The following is a 17,008-nucleotide window of genomic DNA, read 5'->3' as shown; positions in this document are numbered from 1 at the left end:
CCACGGCCGGAGACCCATGCGCTCAGCCGTCGGCGAGCGCTTGCCGGAGGAACGCCAGCATGCGGGGCCAGGAGTCCCGACGGGCGTGAGCCGTCCCTTCGGGCGTTCCGCCCATGTCCATGTCTTCCCCGGAAACGGGATGCCTGGACTTCAACATCGTCGTCGGCCCGTTGGGCCAGGCAATGCTGTGACCGGCGTTCGCGTATTTCAGATGCTCGACACGATGGGAAAAGCCCTGCTGCCTGAAGCGGCGTACCGCGAACTCCGTCAGATCGGTCGACGGCCACAACTTGTCGTCGGTGCCGGTGATCATGAGGACAGGTCCGTTGATCTTCTCGACCGGAATGGAAGCCGCGTCCGCATACCCGGCGTCCTTCAGCGGAATGAGGTACCAGTCGAAGCTGTCCGCTCGGGCGCTTCCGCCGGCCAATGCCTCGTCCCATTGCTCATGGGTCAGCGTCTTCGCATAGGGAATCTCTTTTCCGTTCAGCGTCCACGCGCCGTGGCCGCTCGGCGGATAGGCCGGCCACGCGATGCCGCTCGGGACATAGGCGACAACTGCCCGAATGCTGGGATAGGTCGCACCGAGCAGCAATGCCAGCTCGCCGCCTCGCGAGACGCCCACGACCGCCAGGTGCTTCGCTGCGACACCGGGTTGGGCGGACATCCATTCCAGCGCCGTCCCGAAGTACTCCAGCGGAATGCGGTCGAGCGTCGAGGGCAGGCCCTCGGCGGCGAAGTACGCCAGCGCAAGCGCTGCGTACCCGCGGGAGGCCAGCAGGGCCGCCATTTCCTGCGACCAGCCCAATCCTCCGTTGGAGCCTCCGACCACGAGCACTGCGCGATGCGGACCGGGGTATGCCGGTTCGAACATCCGGCCGACGAGCCCATCGACCCTGACCTCGCGCGAGACCGCGGCCGGTCCGAGGAAGACGCGACGGATGGCGTGGGAGATCGGTGGTGTGCCGTCTTCCGCCTCGGCAGTGAGCGTTGCAGTGAAGGGGTCCTTGCTCATGCCCTCGAAGCCGGTGGCGACCTCGCCCTGCACGGGTGCGCGGGACCAGAAGAGTCCCATCGCATCCACGTCCTGGTAGGAGCCCGAATCGGGTGCCTGGCGGCCGAGGTCCACGACCCCGCCGGCATCGGCGGTGAAGGTCGCGCTGGAGAGGAGAACGACATCATTGAAGCTGCTCCAGAGCTTCAAGGTGATTCGCGCGCCGGCGCGAATCTCCAGGACACGAATCGCAAGGGTCTCGTCGACGAGGCAGGTGTCGGGCAGCGTGTCGAACTTCATGAGCGCCGTGACCCTCCCTTGCGCTCGTACTTGCGCCAGTACTGGAACTCCTCCTCGTGGACGTCGATGTCCAGCTCCGAAATCCTGGCCTGGAGCCGCTCCTGTACTTCAGCGACGGCGCGGTTGTAGATGACCGGGCCGACTTCTTCCAGGAAGAAGCCGAGGAGCGCGCCCGCGGCGATGTTGCCGATGGGCTCCTCCATGTTTTCGCGGAAGTACCTCTCGATGGAGGCGATGGCTTCCTTCCGCGCTTCCTTGCTCAGCTCGATGGTCATGGCGACCCTCCTCCATGTCTGCGTGCCGGACTGTAGCGTGGCCCCTGCGGCACCGCTAACATGTGTACGTCCATCCAGTGCCCCGATGCGCCGGAGCCAAGGACATCGCCCACGTTCATCCAGCCAGGCTCATGGCCGCCGCCACTTCTCCATCCCCAGCGTTCACGGTCTCCGTCAAGACGCTCTGCGCCTTCGGCGCGAAGGCGGGCGACCTCGACCTGCGCTTCGTGCCGGCGCCGAGCGCGCAGGAGGGACAGGCGGGACATCGGCTGGTGCAGGCACGCCGGGGCGCAGGGTACGAAAGCGAGATCGCCCTCTCGTCGCGGCACGAGCAACTGCACGTGCGCGGACGCGCCGACGGCTACGACACCCATCGCCGGCGCGTCGAGGAAATCAAGACCTTTCGCGGCGACTTCGAAGCCATCAAGGCCAACCACCGCGCGCTGCACTGGGCCCAGGCCCGCACCTACGCCTGGATGCTGTGCGAGCGCGATGCGCTGGAGCAGGCCGAGGTGGCGCTCGTCTACCTCGACTTGGGCACCGAACGCGAAGTGGTGCTCGAAGAGACCTGCACGCGCGAGGCCTTGCGCGAGCATTTCGATCGGCTCTGCGGCGGCTTCCTCGCCTGGGCCGAGCAGGAGGCCGCCCATCGTGCGGGGCTCGACGAGGCGCTTGACGCACTGAGCTTTCCGCACGGCGAATTCCGCGCGGGCCAGCGCGATCTGGCGCAGGCGGTGTACCGCTCGGCCGTCTCGCAACGCTGCCTGCTGGCGCAGGCGCCGACGGGCATCGGCAAGACAGTCGCGACGCTGTTCCCGCTGCTCAAGGCACGGCCCGGGCGCAAGCTGGACAAGATCTACTTCCTCACCGCGAAGACCTCCGGTCGGTCGATTGCGCTCAACGCCTTGCGCACGATGGACCGCGAACGCGCCCCGCTGCGCGTGCTCGAACTCGCCGCGCGCGAAAAGGTCTGCGAATACCCCGGCCGCGCCTGCAACGGCGAAGCCTGTCCGTTGGCGCGCGGCTTCTACGACCGGCTGCCCGCCGCGCGCAGCGAAGCGGCGCGGGCCGCCTGGCTCGATCGTGAAGCCGTGCGCAGCATCGCACTCGCGCACGAGGTCTGCCCGTACTTCCTCGCGCAGGAACTGGTGCGCTGGAGCGACGTGATCGTCGGCGACTACAACTACTACTTCGACGGCAGCGCCTTCCTCTTCGGCCTGATGAAGGAGGAGGACTGGCGCGTCGCGCTGCTGGTCGACGAGGCGCACAACCTGCTGGACCGCGCGCGGGGCATGTACTCCGCGCAACTGGAGGCGCAGGCCGTGGACGCCGTGCGCGGCAAGGCGCCGCCCTTCATCAAGAAGGCGCTGGGCCAACTGCAGCGTGAATGGCTGCTGCTGCAGCGCGACCAGGCCAGCGCCTACGAGGCGCGCGACGAGATCCCGGAGCGCTTCACGCGCGCCCTGCAGGACGTGGTTGCCGTCATGGCCGAGCACTTCACCGCACGGCCCGACGATGCCCACGGCCTGCTGCAGCAATGCTTCTTCGACCTGCTCCAGTTCAGCCGCCTCGCGGATTCCTTCGGCAAGCATTCGGTCTTCGAATGCATGGTGGGCGATGACGCCGAACGGATGCTCGCCATCCGCAACCTCGTGCCAGCGCCCTTCCTGGAGGGCCGCTTCGTCGACTGCAATTCGGCGGCCTGCTTCTCCGGCACGCTCGCGCCCTTCTCCTTCTATCGCGACACGCTGGGCCTGCCGGAAGACACGGCCACGCTCGACGTGGGCTCGCCCTTTCGCAGCGAGCAATTGACCGTGCGTGTCGCCATGGACGTATCGACCCGCTTCCGCGACCGCGACCGTTCGCTGACGGCGTTGACCGACATCATCGCGGGCCAGTTCGCCGGGCATCCGGGCAACTACCTCGCCTTCTTCAGCAGCTTCGACTACCTGGCGAGCGCTTCGGCCGCCTTCGCGGAGCGGCACCCGGAGATCCCGGCGTGGTCGCAGTCGCGTGGCATGCGCGAGGCGGATCGCGATGCCTTCCTGGCCCGGTTCATCGCGGGCGGACAGGGCATCGGCTTCGCGGTGCTGGGCGGTGCCTTCGGCGAGGGCATCGACCTGCCCGGTGACAGGCTCGTCGGCGCCTTCGTCGCCAGCCTGGGCCTGCCGCAGTACAACGAGCCCAACGAGATCATGCGCGAGCGCATGCACGCGCTGTTCGGCGACGGCTATGAATACACCTACGTGTATCCCGGCCTGCAGAAGGTGGTGCAGGCGGCCGGCCGCGTGATTCGCACGGAGACCGACGCGGGTGTCCTCTACCTGCTGGACGACCGATTTGCGCGGGAGGAGATTCGCGCGCTGCTGCCTGCGTGGTGGCACGTGCAGCCGCTGTTCGCGGCGCAGCGGTAGAAAGGAACCAGCCTCAGAAAGCGGGCCCGCGCGCCGCCGCGGTCCGCCCGATCTTGCGGAGCTTGGCCGACAACTGCACCTGCGCCTCCAGCTCGCGCTGCCAGAGTTCATAGCCCGCGTCGCTCGGATGCAGGCCGTCGCGCGCGTTCATGCGCTGCGGATGGCGCGCGAAGGGGTCGTCGTCGCGGTCACGGAAGAGCGACACATAGAGGGCGCCGTTGGCCTGCGTCTCTTCCGAGACGATCGCGTGCAGCCTGCGCGAGCGGTAGGTCATCCACCAGCTCCACGGCGGAAAGAAGAACGGCGCATTGCCGATGTTGCCCGGCGGCAGGAAGACGACCAGGTCGGAGCGCACCCGCGCACGCTGCGCCACGCGCCGGATGCTGTCGCGCAGCGCGGCGTCGCGCGTCATGCGCAGCACGTCGTTGCCGCCGCCGAGGATCAGTACGGCATCGAAGCGCTCGTCATCATCCAGTTGCGAGAGGAAGTCCTCGAAGCGCGCGCGGTCCTGCCCCCTGTTGACGACGGTGAGCGACGGATTCGCACGGCATAACAGCCCCGGAACGCTGTACTCCGGTGCGCTGGCGCCCGTTCCTTTGGCGGTGCTGTCGCCGACCACCAGCAGGCGCGAGCCTTCGGCCCGCGCAAGCTTGTCGAAGGGGTGGCTCATGCGGGCGAGCCGGGCCGATTGCCGCAGCCGGAGCGCCGCATAGCCGGCGGTCGCCGCGGCAAGGCCGGCCAGCACCGACAGGCCGGCCAAGGCTGCAATGTTCTTCTCGCGTTTCTTCACGCTCTTTCCTCGTCGAATGACCCAAGCGTAAAGGTAGCGAGTTCAACCGCTTGTAGGAAGCGGCCGAACGGCCAGCATGCGCGCCATGAAAGCGTGCACTGACGGACAACGCCCGTCTATTCCTACCCGCCTCGCACGCCGGGTGCGAAACATGGGCATCCCAGCATCCAACGATTGAAGGAGCATCGCCATGCCAAGGGGTGACAAGTCGTCGTACACGGGCAAGCAGAAGCGCCAGGCCGAGCACATCGAAAAGGGCTACGAGCATCGAGGCGTCGCGAAGGCCGAAGCGGAGCGGCGCGCATGGGCCACGGTGAACGCCGAGACCGGCGGTGGCAAGAAGAGCGGCTCCGGCCGTGGCAAGGCCGAGAACCATGCGCCGGCCCACAAGGGCGGAAAACTGGGCGGTGCCGCCTCGGCTTCGCGCAGTGCGGCCGAGCGCTCGGCTTCGGCGAAGAAGGCCGCCGCCACCCGCAAGCGCAACGCCGAGCATCGGGGCTGATCGCGCCGGCGTCGCGCGGTTTGCCGGGCGTGCGGCTCAGGCCGGGTCGGAGTCGAGGCGCTTGGACATCTCCCCGAGTTGAAGCTCGATGCGGAACAGGCGCTCGTTGAGGATCGCGGTCTGCAGCCGCAACGCCTCGATGAGCGCGCGAGTCTGCGGGTCGGCGGCGTTGTTCGATAGCTCCTGCAGCTCGTGCAGCTTGTTGCGCAGCTCGTTGCTCATGTCGAAACTCCATCGGGGGCGATGGGAGTCATCCTAGGGCCTGGGGCCGATAGAGCCAACTACTCATGCGCGCAGGTGCCGCGCTGCGTCAGAATCCGTGGCTCGTTCTCTCCAGCCATGCCATGAACCTCGCCGATTCCTTCGCGGACGTTACCCGTTTCGTCGCCATCCGCCGCGACATCCACGCCCATCCAGAACTGGGTTTCGAAGAACACCGCACCTCCGAGAAGGTCGCGAAACTGTTGGAGGAATGGGGCATCGAGGTCCATCGCGGCATCGCCGGCACCGGGCTCGTCGGCGTGCTGAGGCGGGGCAGCAGCAAACGCACCATCGGCCTGCGCGCCGACATGGATGCCTTGCCCCTGCACGAGGCCAACGAGTTCGCCCACAAGTCCACGCACGCCGGGCGCATGCACGCCTGCGGCCACGACGGCCACACCACGATGCTGCTGGCGGCTGCCTGGCACCTCGCCCAGAAGGGCAGCCAGTTCGACGGGACGGTCCACTTCATCTTCCAGCCCGCCGAGGAGATGGGCAAGGCCGGGGCCAGGAAGATGATCCAGGACGGGCTGTTCGACCGCTTTCCGTGCGACGCGGTCTTCGCGCTGCACAACTTCCCGGTGGGGGAAGTCGGGCGCTTCGCGCTCAACGAGGGCGCGCTCATGGCGTCGAGCAACACCTACAAGATCACGCTGCGCGGACGCGGCACGCATGCCTCGATGCCGCACACCGGCATCGACCCGGTGGCAGCAGTCATCACGCTGGCGCAGCAGTTGCAGACCATCGTGCCGCGCACCATCGCGAGCACCGAGCGCGCGCTGCTCGCCGTCACGCAGCTGCAGGGTTCGGATGCGCCCAATGTCATCCCCGATGCGGCGACGGTCGGCGGCACGGTGCGCACCTTCTCGATCGATGCGCTCGACAAGATCGAGGCGCGCCTGCGCACGGTCGCCGAGGGCGTGGCGGCGGCGCACGAGTGCACGGCGGAAATCAGCTTCAACCGCGCCTCGCCGCCGGTCGTGAACCATGCGGCCGAGGCGCGCTTCGCCGCCAGCGTGATGCGCGAGGTGGTGGGCGAGGACATGGTCACCGACGACTTCCCGGCCGTGATGGGCGCGGAGGACTTCGCCCACATGCTGCAGGTGCGGCCGGGCTGCTATGCCTTCCTGGGCAATGGCGACGGTGACCACCGGCTCGATGGCCACGGGCCCGGGCCTTGCATCATCCACAACACCTCGTTCGACTTCAACGACGAGATCATCCCGATCGGTGCCAGCTACTTCGTGAAGCTGGTGGAGCGCTGGCTCCCGGTCGGCGCCGGTGCTTGAATCTCCATCACCTCCACCCTGACCCGAAAGCGTTTTCAACGATGACCCCTCACCCCACCCGACGTTCGGCCCTTCTCGCAGCGGCCGGCGCGCTGGCCCTCGGCGCCGCAGCACCCGTTCTGGCGCAGCAGCGCGTGATCCACATCGTCGTGCCCTTCGGCACGGGCGCGGTGCAGGACACGGTCGCGCGCGCCTTCAACAACGAGCTGGGCACGGCGCTCAATGCCGCCGTGATCGTCGAGAATCGCGCAGGCGCGGGCGGCACGGTGGGCGCGGCCATCGCGGCCAAGGCGCCGGCCGATGGCAACACGCTGGTGCTGGCGGCGGCCAGCCATCACATCGCGGGCTTCCTGTATAGCAAGCTGCCCTACGACCCCCTGAAGGATTTCGTAGGCGTCGCCAACATCGGCAACGCCGGCTACGTGCTCGCGGTGGCGAGCGGCCTCAACGTGTCGAACACGGCCGACTTCATCAAGGAGGTCAAGGCCAACCCCGGCAAATACAACTACGCCTCGGCGGGCAACGGCAGCGCCACGCACCTGGCGATGGCCTCCTTCCTCGCCAAGGCCGGCCTGCAGATGACGCACATCCCGACCAAGTCGACCGGCGAGGCCGTCAACGAGGTGCTCGCGGGACGGGTGCAGGCGGTGATCTCGTCGAGCATCGGCGTGATCGGCTTCCAGAACGACCCCCGCATGAAGCTGCTGGCTTCCACCGGCCAGCAGCGCAGCCCCTTCCTGCCGAACCTGCCGACCGTCGCCGAGAGCGGCTTGCCGGGCTATGCCTTCGATTCGTGGATCGGCCTGCTCGCACCGGCCGGCACGCCCAAGGCCGAGATCGACCGCCTCAACGCCGCGACCAACAAGGTGCTGGCCGACCCGGCGATCCAGGAGCGCTTCAAGCGCCTGGGCGTGGAGCCGCGCAGCCAGAGCGCCGAGGAGTTCCAGAAGCTGCTGCGCGCCGACTGGGATGCGATGGGTGCGGTGGTGAAGGCATCCGGCGCCAAGGTCGATTGAGCGAGGCCGGGCTCAGTCGGCCTTGATGTTGCGGGCCTTGATCACCTTGCCCCAGTACTCGGTGTCCTTCCTGACCAGCGCGGCCAGGGCATCCGGGCCCAGGTAGCGCGGCTCGATCCCCAGCGTCTCGGCGCGCTTCTTCGTCTCGGGCAGTTCGAGCGCCTTCTTCACGCCGTCGGAGAGCTTGGCGATCACTTCGGGCGGCGTGCCGGCCGGCGCGAAGAGGCCGACCCAGGCCTCCAGCTCGAAGCCCGGCAACCCGGCCTCCGCGGTCGTGGGCACGTCGGGCAGCATCGGATGGCGCGTCTTGCTGGTGACCGCGAAGGCCTTGAGCTTGCCGGCCTGCACGTGCCCCATCACCGAGGGCGGCGTCGTGATGAACACCTGCACCTGACCGCTCAGCACGTCCTGGATCGCCGGACCCGAGCCCTTGTAGGGCACATGCGTCATCTCCGTCTGAGTGGTCTGGTCGAACAGCTCGGTGCCGACGTGCGACAGGGAGCCATTGCCCTGCGATGCGTAGTTCACCTTGCCGGGGTTCTGCTTCACGTAGGCGATGAACTCCTTGAGGTTCTGCGCGGGGACCGAGGGGTGCGCGGTGATGACGTTGGTGGCCGCGGCGATCAGCGCCACCGGGACGAGGTCCTTCTGCTCCCACGGCAGCTTGGGGAACATCGCTGGGTTGCCCACGTGGTAGGCCGAGTAGGAGGCGAGCAGCGTATAGCCGTCCTTCGGCGCGCGCGCCACCATCTGGTAGGCGATGTTGCCGCTGGCGCCGGCGCGGTTGTCGATGATCACGGCCTGGCCGAAGAGCTTGGTGAGCGGGTCGGCGACCAGGCGCGCGGACGAGTCGACCACGCCGCCCGGCGGGTTCGGCACGATGACCGTGATGGTCTTGTCGGGGAAGGATTGCGCCAGCGCTGCCGGCGCGGCCAGGGATGCGGAAAGGGCGAGTACGCCAGCGCAGGCCAGACGGCGGTTGAACATGGATCTGTCTCCGTGGATGTTGTGGAGACGGATTTTGCGAGGGCACCTTGGCCTTGCCAACAGCGTCGGCAAGTGCGTCGGCGTGTCGGCTTAGCCGTGCGGACTCGCCGGCAGGGTCTTGAGGTACAGGAACAGCGCGCGCACGTCCACGTCGCTCATCGCGCCCAGCGACCCGAAGGGCATGACCTTCACCGGCGTGCCGTCGGGCCGCTTGCCCGTCTTGAACATCTGCGCGAAGGCTTCTGCGTCGCCATAGCGCGTCATCGCGGTGCCCTCGCCTGGCGTGAGGTTGGCCGCTGCAGGCCAGTCCGGCGGGCCGCCAGGGATCTTGCCGCCGTTGAGCTTGGCGCCGTGGCAGCCCAGGCACATGTTGGCGACGTAGGCACCATGCGTCACGTTCACGCCATCGGGTACCGGCTGCTCGGGCGGCCGGGTGTGATCGATCTTCGAGGCGGCATCCTGAATCATCCCGAAGCCGTACAAGGCGCGCATCGGCAGCGACAGGTCGAGCACGGCGGCTCCGCCCGGCGCGGGCTCCATGTGACGGATGTAGGCGACCAGCGAAGCCAGGTCGTCGTCGGTCAGCCGGTTGTAGTCCTCGCTCGGCATGACCATCAGCGCGTGGCCCTTCGGGTTGACGCCGTGGCGGATCGAGCGCACCCAGTCCTCCGGCGTGTAGCCCGCGACGACGCTGCCCTTGCCGGGGCTGATGTTGGGTCCGGCGATGCGCAGGCCCTTGCCGTCGTCGACGAACACCGCGCCGCCGCCTTTGGCGCCATGGCAGTCGACACAGCCGCGCGACGCGAACAGGTAGCGACCGCGTTCCAGCGAAGCCGCGTCATCGCGGAAGGGAACGCCCTTCACCGCGACATCGACCTTGCGCTGCATCTTCTGGCGCGCCAACTGGTCGCCGATGAAGATCGCTGCCGCGGCGAGTGCGAGCAGCGCCACCAGCGCGATGACGATGCGTTTCAGCCAGCGTTTGCCGGGCGAGGTGGCGGCGGTCATGCCAGCTCCTTCGTGGCGCGGGGCGCGCCGGAAACTTTCTGGGCGATCAGGCCTGCGGCCATCTTCAATTGCAGGCGCAGCTTCGGCTTGTGGCCCCAGGTGCTGGTGACGTCGGTGTGGTGGGTCTCCCAGCCGGCCGGGTCGATGGTCTGCGTGCCCGCGCCGATCTCGAAATCGAAGCCCGAAGGCGTGGCGCCGTAGAAGGAGAAGGTGCCGTCCGGATCGGGGTGCTGCCCCAGTTCCAGGCTCAGCGGCACCTTGTGGCGCCGGGCGCGCTCGAAAGCCAGGCCGATGTCGCACAGGCGCTCGGCCTGCAGCATGAAGTGATGGATGCGCTTGCGCACCGGCATGTCGAACAGCGCGAGCGAGTGATGGCGCTGGTTGCAGTGCAGGAACACGCCGCGGATGTCGATGGGGCCGACGCGCGTGGCGAGCCGCTCGGTCACGCCGAAGCCCAGCAGGTCGACGTAGAAGGACTCCATGGCCGCGATGTCGTGCGCGACCAGCACGGCGTGGCCCAGCCCGAGGTCACCGGTTCGAAAGCCTTCGGGGAAGGCGGCCGAGTCGAAAGGCACGGTCGCCGGCGCGAGACCGGTGAACAGTTCCACGACATTGCCGCAGGGATCGACGCAGCGTTGCAGCTGCTTCACCCGGCGTGCAGCGCACAGCGCGGCATCGCCAGCGGCGACGGTGATGCCGGCGGCGCGAAGGGTGCGCACCAGCCGGTCGAGCACGTCATCGCTCGAACACTCCAGGCCCAGCGCCGCGAGATCGTCCGCCCCGCCCTCCTGCGCGATCAGCCGTTGGCTGGCCTCGTCGAGTTGCCAGCCGAGGCTGCCGTCCGCATTGCTCACCGGCGCGGGCAGCCCGAGCATGTGCTCGCAGAACGCCATCCATCGAGGAAGCCGACGGACTTCAAAGACCAGATAGCCGAGGCGGAGATCAGGACGCATGGCAAACTCTCTCGAATGGATGGACTGACCAAAAATAGACTGTACGTGCAAAAATGAATGATGGCGTAAATTTTGGCGCAGGGTCAATATCACTTTTGCCAGAGGTCCTGGCCGAAAGTGTGTGGGCGCCGCGGCCCGGCCTGCTGAAGCGCGAGCGCACCCGGCTGCAGCTCGTGCAGGCGGCGATCCGGGTGTTCAGCACGCGGGGCTATGCCGATGCGACGATGCAGGAGATCGCAAGCGTCGCGAGCATGACGACCGGCACGGTCTACAACCACTTCAAGACGAAGGAAGAGGTGGCCAGTGCGGTTGCCTTGCTGCTGGCGCACACGCTGTGCCGCCGCATCACCGACAGCCAGCAGGGCGTCGCGGAAGGCGCGCAGCGTATGGCGATCGGCATACAGCGCTACATCTGGCTGGCCGAGCAGAGCCCGGAATGGGCGCGGATGATGCTGGAGGTGTCGGCCGCGGCGCCGGAGATGGTGCTGGAAATCCGCGACTACGTGCTGGCCGACCTGCGGCTCGGCGTGAAGCAGAAGGCCTTTCGCATTCCCGGCGAGACGGCGGCCATGGACCTGATCAACGGCACGGTGCAGCAGGCGATGCGCACCGTGGCCCTGGGGGGCGTTCCCGCATCGCACGGCCGTGACGTGGCGAGCTGCGTGCTGCGGGGCCTCGGCATGGATTGGGCCGACGCGAAGCAGGTGGCCCAACGGGCATTGCCGCCGTTCCCGCCCATGGATGCCGTGCCGGCTGCGCGGGCGAAAGCATCCGCAAGGAAGGCGGCTCCGGTGAAGAAAGCGAAGCGCGCCGCGACCTGAGCGCGCTCAGGCGACGGATTGGTCGCCGAGCGGTGGGCAGGCCCAGCCGAGCAGCTCGGCCAGCCGACGCACGATCCACTGCGCTTCGGCCGCCGACACGCCGGCATCAGGCGATTCCAGGCCTGCGAGGATCCGCCGCAGGATCTCGTCCTCCGATGGCACTTCCACGTGGTGCAGGATCTGCGCGTGCTGCACCAGATGGTTGGCGAGGTCCTCGCAGACTTCGTAGCGCTCGCGCACGACGCCGATCGGCTCGCTCAGGCGCTGCCTGGCATCGGTGAACACCGCGAAGAACGAGGGAGGGATGTCGATCTGGTAGTCGTCGGACATGGTGCTGCAGCGAAGGTCCAAATGAAAAACGCGCCCGAAGGCGCGTCTTGTCGAGAGCCGAGGCTCAATGAAGGCGCGAAGCGCGATCAGCCGCCCTTCTTGGCCCGCTTGCCGGGGTTCTTCTTGCTGCGGGTCGCGGTACCGCGCTCCAGGCTGACCTTCTGGCCGCCGCCCGTCTTGGGAACGTTGTAGCCGGCGACAGGAACGGGGCGGGGGGTGGCAATGCGGTCTGCCTCGGTGCGGATTTTCTTGGGCATGGAAAGCTCGGTAAAAAGAAATCGAAGGACGTAATTAAGCCACATCGTCGAGCAGCCGCACTTTGACGGTCTTGCCCTTGACGCGGCCGGTGGAAAGCTTGTGCACGGCCTCGCGCGCGATGCGCCGGTCGACCGCCACGTAAGTGGAGAACTCGTTGACGTTGATCTTGCCGACCTGCTCCTTGGTGAAGCCGGCCTCGCCGGTCAGTGCACCCAGCACGTCGCCGGCGCGGATCTTCTCCTTGCGGCCGCCGACGATCTGCAGCGTGGCCATCGGCGGCTGCAGGGGGGTCGGGTCGCCTGCGAGTTCGCCGACGGGGTGCCATTCGGATTCGCGGCCTTGCAGCTGCTCGATCTTTCCGACGCTGCCCATCTCGTCCATGCTGGCGAGGCTCAGCGCCAGGCCCTCGGCATCGCCGCGGCCGGTGCGGCCGATGCGGTGGATGTGGATCTCGGGGTCGGGCGTCACGTCGACGTTGATCACCGCCTCGAGCTGGGCGATGTCGAGCCCGCGCGCCGCCACGTCGGTGGCGACCAGCACGGAGCAGCTGCGGTTGGCGAACTGCACCAGCACCTGGTCGCGCTCGCGCTGTTCGAGCTCGCCGAAGAGCGCCAGCGCGCTGAAGCCCTGCGACTGCAGCACCTGGACCAGATCGCGGCACTGCTGCTTGGTGTTGCAGAAGGCGAGCGTGCTGGACGGGCGGAAGTGGTTCAGCAGCAGGCTCACGGTGTGGAGCCGCTCGCTGTCCTTCACCTCGTACCAGCGCTGTCGGATCTTGGCGCCGTCATGCTGGGCCTGCACCGTGATCTGCTGCGGGCTCTTCATGAACTGCGCGCTGAGCTTGGCGATGCCTTCGGGGTAGGTGGCCGAGAACAGCAGCGTCTGGCGTTCCTTGGGACACAGCCGCGCGACCTTGGCGATGTCGTCGAAGAAGCCCATGTCGAGCATGCGGTCGGCTTCGTCGAGCACCAGGGTGTTGAGCGCTTCGAGCTGGAGGCTGCCGCGGTCGAGGTGGTCCATGATGCGGCCCGGCGTGCCGACCACGATGTGCGCGCCGTGCTCCAGGCTGGCAAGCTGGCCGCGCAATGCGACACCGCCGCAGAGCGTGACGACCTTGATGTTTTCCTCGGCCCGCGCGAGGCGGCGGATTTCCGTGGTCACCTGGTCGGCGAGTTCGCGAGTAGGGCAGAGCACCATGGCCTGCACCGCGAAGCGCCGTGGATTGAGGTTGGCCAGCAGCGCCAGCGCAAAGGCCGCGGTCTTGCCGCTGCCCGTCTTGGCCTGCGCGATGAGGTCCTTGCCGAGCAGCGCCACGGGCAGGCTGGCCGCCTGGATCGGCGTCATCTGCAGATAGCCGAGCTGCGTCAGGTTCGCCAGCGTCTGTGGCGAAAGCGGCAGCGAGGCGAAGTCGGTGGCGGGACCGGTCACTGCGAGGATCAGCGGCGCTGCGAGTTGTTGCCGCCGCTGTTCACGGGCGGAGGACCACGGCGTTCCAGGTGGCGGAACGTGATGCGGCCCTTGGTCAGGTCGTAGGGCGACAGCTCCAGCGACACCTTGTCGCCGGCCAGGATGCGGATGTGGTGCTTGCGCATCTTGCCGCCGCTGTAGGCGATGAGCTGGTGGCCGTTGTCGAGCGTCACGCGGTAGCGCGAGTCAGGCAGCACTTCGGTCACTGCGCCGTTCATTTCGATCAGTTCTTCCTTGGGCATGAATTACCTTTTGAAAATGGTTGTCGTGATTGGATAGGAAATCGGGGGGACTGTTCAAGCGGGGCAATGCGCGTGTGGCGCCGTGCGCTCGCGTACCCAGCCCAGGCCCTGGTCGACGGCGTAGCGCACCGCGGCGGCATGGCTGCCAAAGCGCGGCGTGAAGCGCATGACGCGGTCGTGCGTGCCGCTGCCGCGACCGGAACGGATCGACACGGAAGCCGAGAAGCGGCCGTCGTCCAGATCCTTGATGAGCGGTGAGACAAGGTACTTGCCCACCGCGATGCTGTGTTGAATGATGTCCATGAAAAGCCTTGCGCTCCGCGACGCCGCGTAGCGCTGAAAACATTTGAAAAAACGAGCGCAGGCCGGCCGGAAAAGGCGCCCACCGGAGCGGACAGCGCGCTGTTCGCTTCAACAAGTACGAAGGCAGTGGTGGCAATCATGGGCGCCGGGTCTGGCGCTCCAACACACTGTATGAGCCGGCTTGAAATGAAAGGGCCTGGAATTTCCAGGCCAGCCGGCGAGGTGACGAAGTGCTTCGTCGTGGTATCGAAACGAACCCCAGATTCTAACAGATCTGGCACGACAGTTGCTATTTCAGTCCCGTGACAGCGGCTCGGGCAACGGTGCAAGTGTGTCGGAATCGCCACCCCCGGCGCTCAGCGCGCCCGGAGTTGTCATACAACCTCATCGTTTCTCCGATAATTGCGGGTTTGTTGTACGACAACACGACAGGCAAATCGCGATTCCAGGGAGAAACAACGAATGAACGATCCGCTCCGCCGGCAAGAAAACAACAGCGACCTCGGGGCGCGCGCATGAACAGCCGCGCCTTCTTCACCGACCGCAGGGTCGTTTTTCTTCTCGCGTCGCTCTGCTGCCTGCTGTGGGGGAGCGCCTACCCAGCGATCAAGAACGGCTATGCGCTGTTCCACATCGCGCCGGGCGACATTCCCTCGCAGCTGGTCTTTGCGGGCTACCGCTTCCTGTTCGCAGGACTGGTGCTGCTGGGCGTCGCGACGCTGGGTCGGAAGGATGTCTTTCCCTTCGACCGGCGGACGCTGGGCCAGGTCACCTTGCTGGGCCTGACGCAGACCAGCCTGCAGTACCTCTTCTTCTATCTCGGGCTGGCGCACACCACCGGCGTCAAGAGTTCGATCATGAACGCCACCGGCACCTTCTTCAGCGTGCTGCTGGCGCACTTCATCTATCACAACGACCGGCTCAGCCTCAACAAGGTGCTGGGCTGCCTGGTGGGCTTCGTCGGCGTGATGGTGGTCAACTTCGGCAACGGCGTGATGCAGTTCGACTTCACCCTCCTGGGCGAAGGCTCGGTGGTGATGGCGGCGCTGGTGCTGTCCGCGGCCAGCATCTATGGCAAGAAGCTCTCGCAGCGGATCGACTCGGTGGTGCTCACGGGCTACCAGCTGGCCATCGGCGGCGTGGCGCTGCTGGTGATCGGCTTCGCCATGGGCGGAACGCTCGGCAGCCCGACGCCCGCTGCGCTGGCCCTGCTGGGCTATCTGGTGCTTCTGTCGTCCGCCGCCTTCTCGCTGTGGACCACCCTGCTCAAGTACAACCGCGTGAGCATGGTCGCGGTGTTCAATTTCATGGTGCCGGTCTTCGGCACCCTGCTGTCGGCGCTCTTCCTCAACGAGAGTTTCCTGGAGTGGAAGAACGGCCTGGCGCTGCTGCTGGTGTGCGGCGGGATCTGGCTGGTGACGCGGGACGAGGCGCCCGTCGCCGAACCGGCCCTGAAGCCGCAATGAGCTGCGCCGCTTCGCGCTGAAGCGGGCTTGCGAGCGCGGCGGCGGGGGCGCACCATGAGGGACCATCGTTCCGAGGAGCGCGGCCATGCAAGTTCAAGGATCAGTTGTTCGATCTTCGTGGACCGGCTGGTGGTCATGCGCTCGCGTGCGGTGGATGGGCGGCCTGCTTGCGGGCAGCGCCCTGCTCTTCTCCAGCCTTCCGGCCGCACCGGCCACCAACGCGCCGGAAAGCGCATCGTCCAACGCGCAGATCCGGGCGCTCAAGCGTGCGGGCGATGCGGTGGTCGCAGTCAACGTCACCGCGACCGAAGGCGCGACGTCGGCCGACAGCCTGGGGCAGCGGCGCTCGGGTTCGGGCGTGGTGATCGGCTCCGACGGGCTCATCCTCACCATCGGCTACCTGCTGCTCGAAGCCGAAACCATCGAGGTCGTCACCCAGGATGAGCGTGTCCTGCCTGCGCGGCAGGTGGCCTATGACCTCGCGACGGGATTCGGACTGGTGCGTCCGCTGGTGCCGCTTCGAGGTGTCGAGCCCGTGCCCCTGGCCGGTGTGTCCAGCCTGAACACGGGGCAACCTCTGCTCGTCGCGACCGGCAGCAGCAACGGCACGGAGGTGGGCTTCACGCGGCTGGTCGGCACGCGCCCCTTCTCGGGCTATTGGGAATATCACATCGAGGCGGCGATCTTCACCAGCCCGCCGGTCGCCAATCACAGTGGCGCGTCGCTCTTCAACGCCAACGGCGAGTTGCTCGGCATCGGCAGCCTGTTCGTGCTGGAAGCCGCGGGGCCGGAGCGCACCCTGCCCGGCAACATGTTCGTGCCCGTGGACCTGCTGCGCCCGGTGCTCGCCGAGATGCAGTCCACCGGCCGGACGCGTGCGAGCGTGCGGCCATGGCTCGGGCTGTCATCGTCGGAGCGCGGCGGCCACATCGAGATCGTGCGGGTCGACCGATCCGGACCGGCGCTCGAAGCGGGCCTGCAACCCGGCGACGTGGTGCTGGAGATCGACGGCATCCAGGTGACGACGCTGGAGGCCTTCTACAAGCAGCTTTGGATGCGGCCGGGCGCCGACGCGGATGTGGAGCTGACCGTGCGGCAGGGGTCGGAGGTGCGCAAGATCAAGGTGCATGCGGTGGATCGGATGCAGACGTTGAGGAAGCCGCAGGGGATCTAGCTTGAGCGGAAACGGGAAAACACGCCATCAATCGGCGAAGTTTCCGAACGAATTGAAGCCCTGCTCGGGCCATTCGCCAAGAGGCGATGGTGATACTGCCCGAGCACCATGGAGTTCGTCTACTACGCACTGATTCACGCCTGGATCCAGGAAAGACT

Annotated in this window: 19 protein-coding genes; 7 read left to right on the top strand and 12 right to left on the bottom strand. The window is 67.2% G+C overall.

Annotated features, from left to right (window positions below; all coding sequences use genetic code 11):
* Positions 1-22: 22 nt before the first annotated feature.
* Complete coding sequence (locus QTH97_RS32895) at positions 23-1,294, bottom strand: acyl-CoA thioesterase/bile acid-CoA:amino acid N-acyltransferase family protein (protein ID WP_286572789.1); 1,272 nt, start codon at positions 1,292-1,294, stop codon at positions 23-25.
* Positions 1,291-1,569, bottom strand: a complete 279-nt coding sequence (locus QTH97_RS32890; protein WP_286572788.1) for a DUF2164 domain-containing protein — start codon at positions 1,567-1,569, stop codon at positions 1,291-1,293. Before QTH97_RS32890 ends, QTH97_RS32895 begins: the two co-directional genes overlap by 4 nt.
* Before the next feature lie 131 nt (positions 1,570-1,700).
* Here QTH97_RS32890 and QTH97_RS32885 point away from each other — a divergent pair, with 131 nt between their 5' ends.
* Positions 1,701-3,983 (top strand): helicase C-terminal domain-containing protein, encoded by a 2,283-nt coding sequence (locus QTH97_RS32885; protein ID WP_286572787.1) that lies wholly within the window; start codon positions 1,701-1,703, stop codon positions 3,981-3,983.
* Between the two features lie 13 nt (positions 3,984-3,996).
* Here QTH97_RS32885 and QTH97_RS32880 read toward each other — a convergent pair whose 3' ends face one another.
* Positions 3,997-4,773: an SGNH/GDSL hydrolase family protein gene (locus QTH97_RS32880; RefSeq protein ID WP_286572786.1), complete on the bottom strand. Its 777-nt coding sequence runs from the start codon at positions 4,771-4,773 to the stop codon at positions 3,997-3,999.
* 190 nt (positions 4,774-4,963) lie between these two features.
* On the opposite strand from QTH97_RS32880, the gene QTH97_RS32875 reads away from it, so the two are divergent.
* Positions 4,964-5,275: a plasmid stabilization protein gene (locus QTH97_RS32875; protein WP_286572785.1), complete on the top strand. Its 312-nt coding sequence runs from the start codon at positions 4,964-4,966 to the stop codon at positions 5,273-5,275.
* Between the two features lie 36 nt (positions 5,276-5,311).
* Here the strand turns inward: QTH97_RS32875 and QTH97_RS32870 are convergent, their stop codons facing one another.
* Positions 5,312-5,497: a hypothetical protein gene (locus QTH97_RS32870; RefSeq protein WP_286572784.1), complete on the bottom strand. Its 186-nt coding sequence runs from the start codon at positions 5,495-5,497 to the stop codon at positions 5,312-5,314.
* A 122-nt stretch (positions 5,498-5,619) separates the two neighbouring features.
* Here QTH97_RS32870 and QTH97_RS32865 point away from each other — a divergent pair, with 122 nt between their 5' ends.
* Together QTH97_RS32865 and QTH97_RS32860 are read left to right on the top strand one after the other, a co-directional pair.
* Positions 5,620-6,825, top strand: a complete 1,206-nt coding sequence (locus QTH97_RS32865; RefSeq protein ID WP_286572816.1) for a M20 aminoacylase family protein — start codon at positions 5,620-5,622, stop codon at positions 6,823-6,825.
* Between the two features lie 41 nt (positions 6,826-6,866).
* Positions 6,867-7,841: a tripartite tricarboxylate transporter substrate-binding protein gene (locus QTH97_RS32860; protein WP_286572783.1), complete on the top strand. Its 975-nt coding sequence runs from the start codon at positions 6,867-6,869 to the stop codon at positions 7,839-7,841.
* Positions 7,842-7,853: 12 nt separating this feature from the next.
* Here the strand turns inward: QTH97_RS32860 and QTH97_RS32855 are convergent, their stop codons facing one another.
* From QTH97_RS32855 to QTH97_RS32845, 3 genes are all read right to left on the bottom strand, one after another.
* The gene (locus QTH97_RS32855; RefSeq protein ID WP_286572782.1) at positions 7,854-8,828 is read right to left on the bottom strand and encodes a Bug family tripartite tricarboxylate transporter substrate binding protein; all 975 of its coding nucleotides are present in this window, start codon (positions 8,826-8,828) and stop codon (positions 7,854-7,856) included.
* Positions 8,829-8,918: 90 nt separating this feature from the next.
* Positions 8,919-9,836 (bottom strand): c-type cytochrome, encoded by a 918-nt coding sequence (locus QTH97_RS32850; protein ID WP_286572781.1) that lies wholly within the window; start codon positions 9,834-9,836, stop codon positions 8,919-8,921.
* Entirely contained in the window at positions 9,833-10,789 is a 957-nt protein-coding gene (locus tag QTH97_RS32845; RefSeq protein WP_286572780.1) for a VOC family protein, read from the bottom strand. Before QTH97_RS32845 ends, QTH97_RS32850 begins: the two co-directional genes overlap by 4 nt.
* Positions 10,790-10,884: 95 nt before the next feature.
* On the opposite strand from QTH97_RS32845, the gene QTH97_RS32840 reads away from it, so the two are divergent.
* Entirely contained in the window at positions 10,885-11,610 is a 726-nt protein-coding gene (locus tag QTH97_RS32840; protein WP_286572779.1) for a TetR/AcrR family transcriptional regulator, read from the top strand.
* Positions 11,611-11,616: 6 nt separating this feature from the next.
* Here the strand turns inward: QTH97_RS32840 and QTH97_RS32835 are convergent, their stop codons facing one another.
* From QTH97_RS32835 to QTH97_RS32815, 5 genes are all read right to left on the bottom strand, one after another.
* Complete coding sequence (locus QTH97_RS32835; protein WP_286572778.1) at positions 11,617-11,940, bottom strand: hypothetical protein; 324 nt, start codon at positions 11,938-11,940, stop codon at positions 11,617-11,619.
* A gap of 86 nt (positions 11,941-12,026) precedes the next feature.
* Positions 12,027-12,197: a hypothetical protein gene (locus QTH97_RS32830; RefSeq protein WP_286572777.1), complete on the bottom strand. Its 171-nt coding sequence runs from the start codon at positions 12,195-12,197 to the stop codon at positions 12,027-12,029.
* A 34-nt stretch (positions 12,198-12,231) separates the two neighbouring features.
* Positions 12,232-13,626, bottom strand: a complete 1,395-nt coding sequence (gene dbpA / locus QTH97_RS32825; RefSeq protein WP_286572776.1) for an ATP-dependent RNA helicase DbpA — start codon at positions 13,624-13,626, stop codon at positions 12,232-12,234.
* Between the two features lie 8 nt (positions 13,627-13,634).
* On the bottom strand, positions 13,635-13,907 hold the full coding sequence (gene infA / locus QTH97_RS32820; RefSeq protein WP_286519699.1) for a translation initiation factor IF-1: 273 nt from the start codon (positions 13,905-13,907) through the stop codon (positions 13,635-13,637).
* A gap of 54 nt (positions 13,908-13,961) precedes the next feature.
* Positions 13,962-14,210, bottom strand: coding sequence for a hypothetical protein (locus tag QTH97_RS32815; protein WP_286572775.1), 249 nt, complete (start codon positions 14,208-14,210; stop codon positions 13,962-13,964).
* A gap of 515 nt (positions 14,211-14,725) precedes the next feature.
* Between QTH97_RS32815 and QTH97_RS32810 the strand changes: the two genes are divergently transcribed.
* Both QTH97_RS32810 and QTH97_RS32805 read left to right on the top strand, forming a co-directional pair.
* Positions 14,726-15,676 (top strand): DMT family transporter, encoded by a 951-nt coding sequence (locus tag QTH97_RS32810; protein ID WP_286572774.1) that lies wholly within the window; start codon positions 14,726-14,728, stop codon positions 15,674-15,676.
* 85 nt (positions 15,677-15,761) lie between these two features.
* Complete coding sequence (locus QTH97_RS32805; RefSeq protein ID WP_286572773.1) at positions 15,762-16,850, top strand: S1C family serine protease; 1,089 nt, start codon at positions 15,762-15,764, stop codon at positions 16,848-16,850.
* Positions 16,851-17,008: the final 158 nt, after the last annotated feature.

It is taken from the genome of Variovorax gracilis, from assembly GCF_030317115.1.
Classification (GTDB): Bacteria; Pseudomonadota; Gammaproteobacteria; order Burkholderiales; family Burkholderiaceae_C; genus Variovorax; species Variovorax gracilis.
Note: the sequence above shows the minus strand (reverse complement) of the source record. Positions and strands in the feature narration are given on the sequence as shown.

Bases quoted from the DNA above. Each gene is read 5' to 3' on its own strand.
- QTH97_RS32895 (WP_286572789.1), bottom strand. From the start codon at position 1,294: ATGAAGTTCGACACGCTGCCCGACACCTGCCTCGTCGACGAGACCCTT.
- QTH97_RS32890 (WP_286572788.1), bottom strand. From the start codon at position 1,569: ATGACCATCGAGCTGAGCAAGGAAGCGCGGAAGGAAGCCATCGCCTCC.
- QTH97_RS32885 (WP_286572787.1), top strand. From the start codon at position 1,701: ATGGCCGCCGCCACTTCTCCATCCCCAGCGTTCACGGTCTCCGTCAAG.
- QTH97_RS32875 (WP_286572785.1), top strand. From the start codon at position 4,964: ATGCCAAGGGGTGACAAGTCGTCGTACACGGGCAAGCAGAAGCGCCAG.
- QTH97_RS32870 (WP_286572784.1), bottom strand. From the start codon at position 5,497: ATGAGCAACGAGCTGCGCAACAAGCTGCACGAGCTGCAGGAGCTATCG.
- QTH97_RS32865 (WP_286572816.1), top strand. From the start codon at position 5,620: ATGAACCTCGCCGATTCCTTCGCGGACGTTACCCGTTTCGTCGCCATC.
- QTH97_RS32860 (WP_286572783.1), top strand. From the start codon at position 6,867: ATGACCCCTCACCCCACCCGACGTTCGGCCCTTCTCGCAGCGGCCGGC.
- QTH97_RS32855 (WP_286572782.1), bottom strand. From the start codon at position 8,828: ATGTTCAACCGCCGTCTGGCCTGCGCTGGCGTACTCGCCCTTTCCGCA.
- QTH97_RS32850 (WP_286572781.1), bottom strand. From the start codon at position 9,836: ATGACCGCCGCCACCTCGCCCGGCAAACGCTGGCTGAAACGCATCGTC.
- QTH97_RS32845 (WP_286572780.1), bottom strand. From the start codon at position 10,789: ATGCGTCCTGATCTCCGCCTCGGCTATCTGGTCTTTGAAGTCCGTCGG.
- QTH97_RS32835 (WP_286572778.1), bottom strand. From the start codon at position 11,940: ATGTCCGACGACTACCAGATCGACATCCCTCCCTCGTTCTTCGCGGTG.
- QTH97_RS32830 (WP_286572777.1), bottom strand. From the start codon at position 12,197: ATGCCCAAGAAAATCCGCACCGAGGCAGACCGCATTGCCACCCCCCGC.
- infA (WP_286519699.1), bottom strand. From the start codon at position 13,907: ATGCCCAAGGAAGAACTGATCGAAATGAACGGCGCAGTGACCGAAGTG.
- QTH97_RS32815 (WP_286572775.1), bottom strand. From the start codon at position 14,210: ATGGACATCATTCAACACAGCATCGCGGTGGGCAAGTACCTTGTCTCA.
- QTH97_RS32810 (WP_286572774.1), top strand. From the start codon at position 14,726: ATGAACAGCCGCGCCTTCTTCACCGACCGCAGGGTCGTTTTTCTTCTC.
- QTH97_RS32805 (WP_286572773.1), top strand. From the start codon at position 15,762: ATGCAAGTTCAAGGATCAGTTGTTCGATCTTCGTGGACCGGCTGGTGG.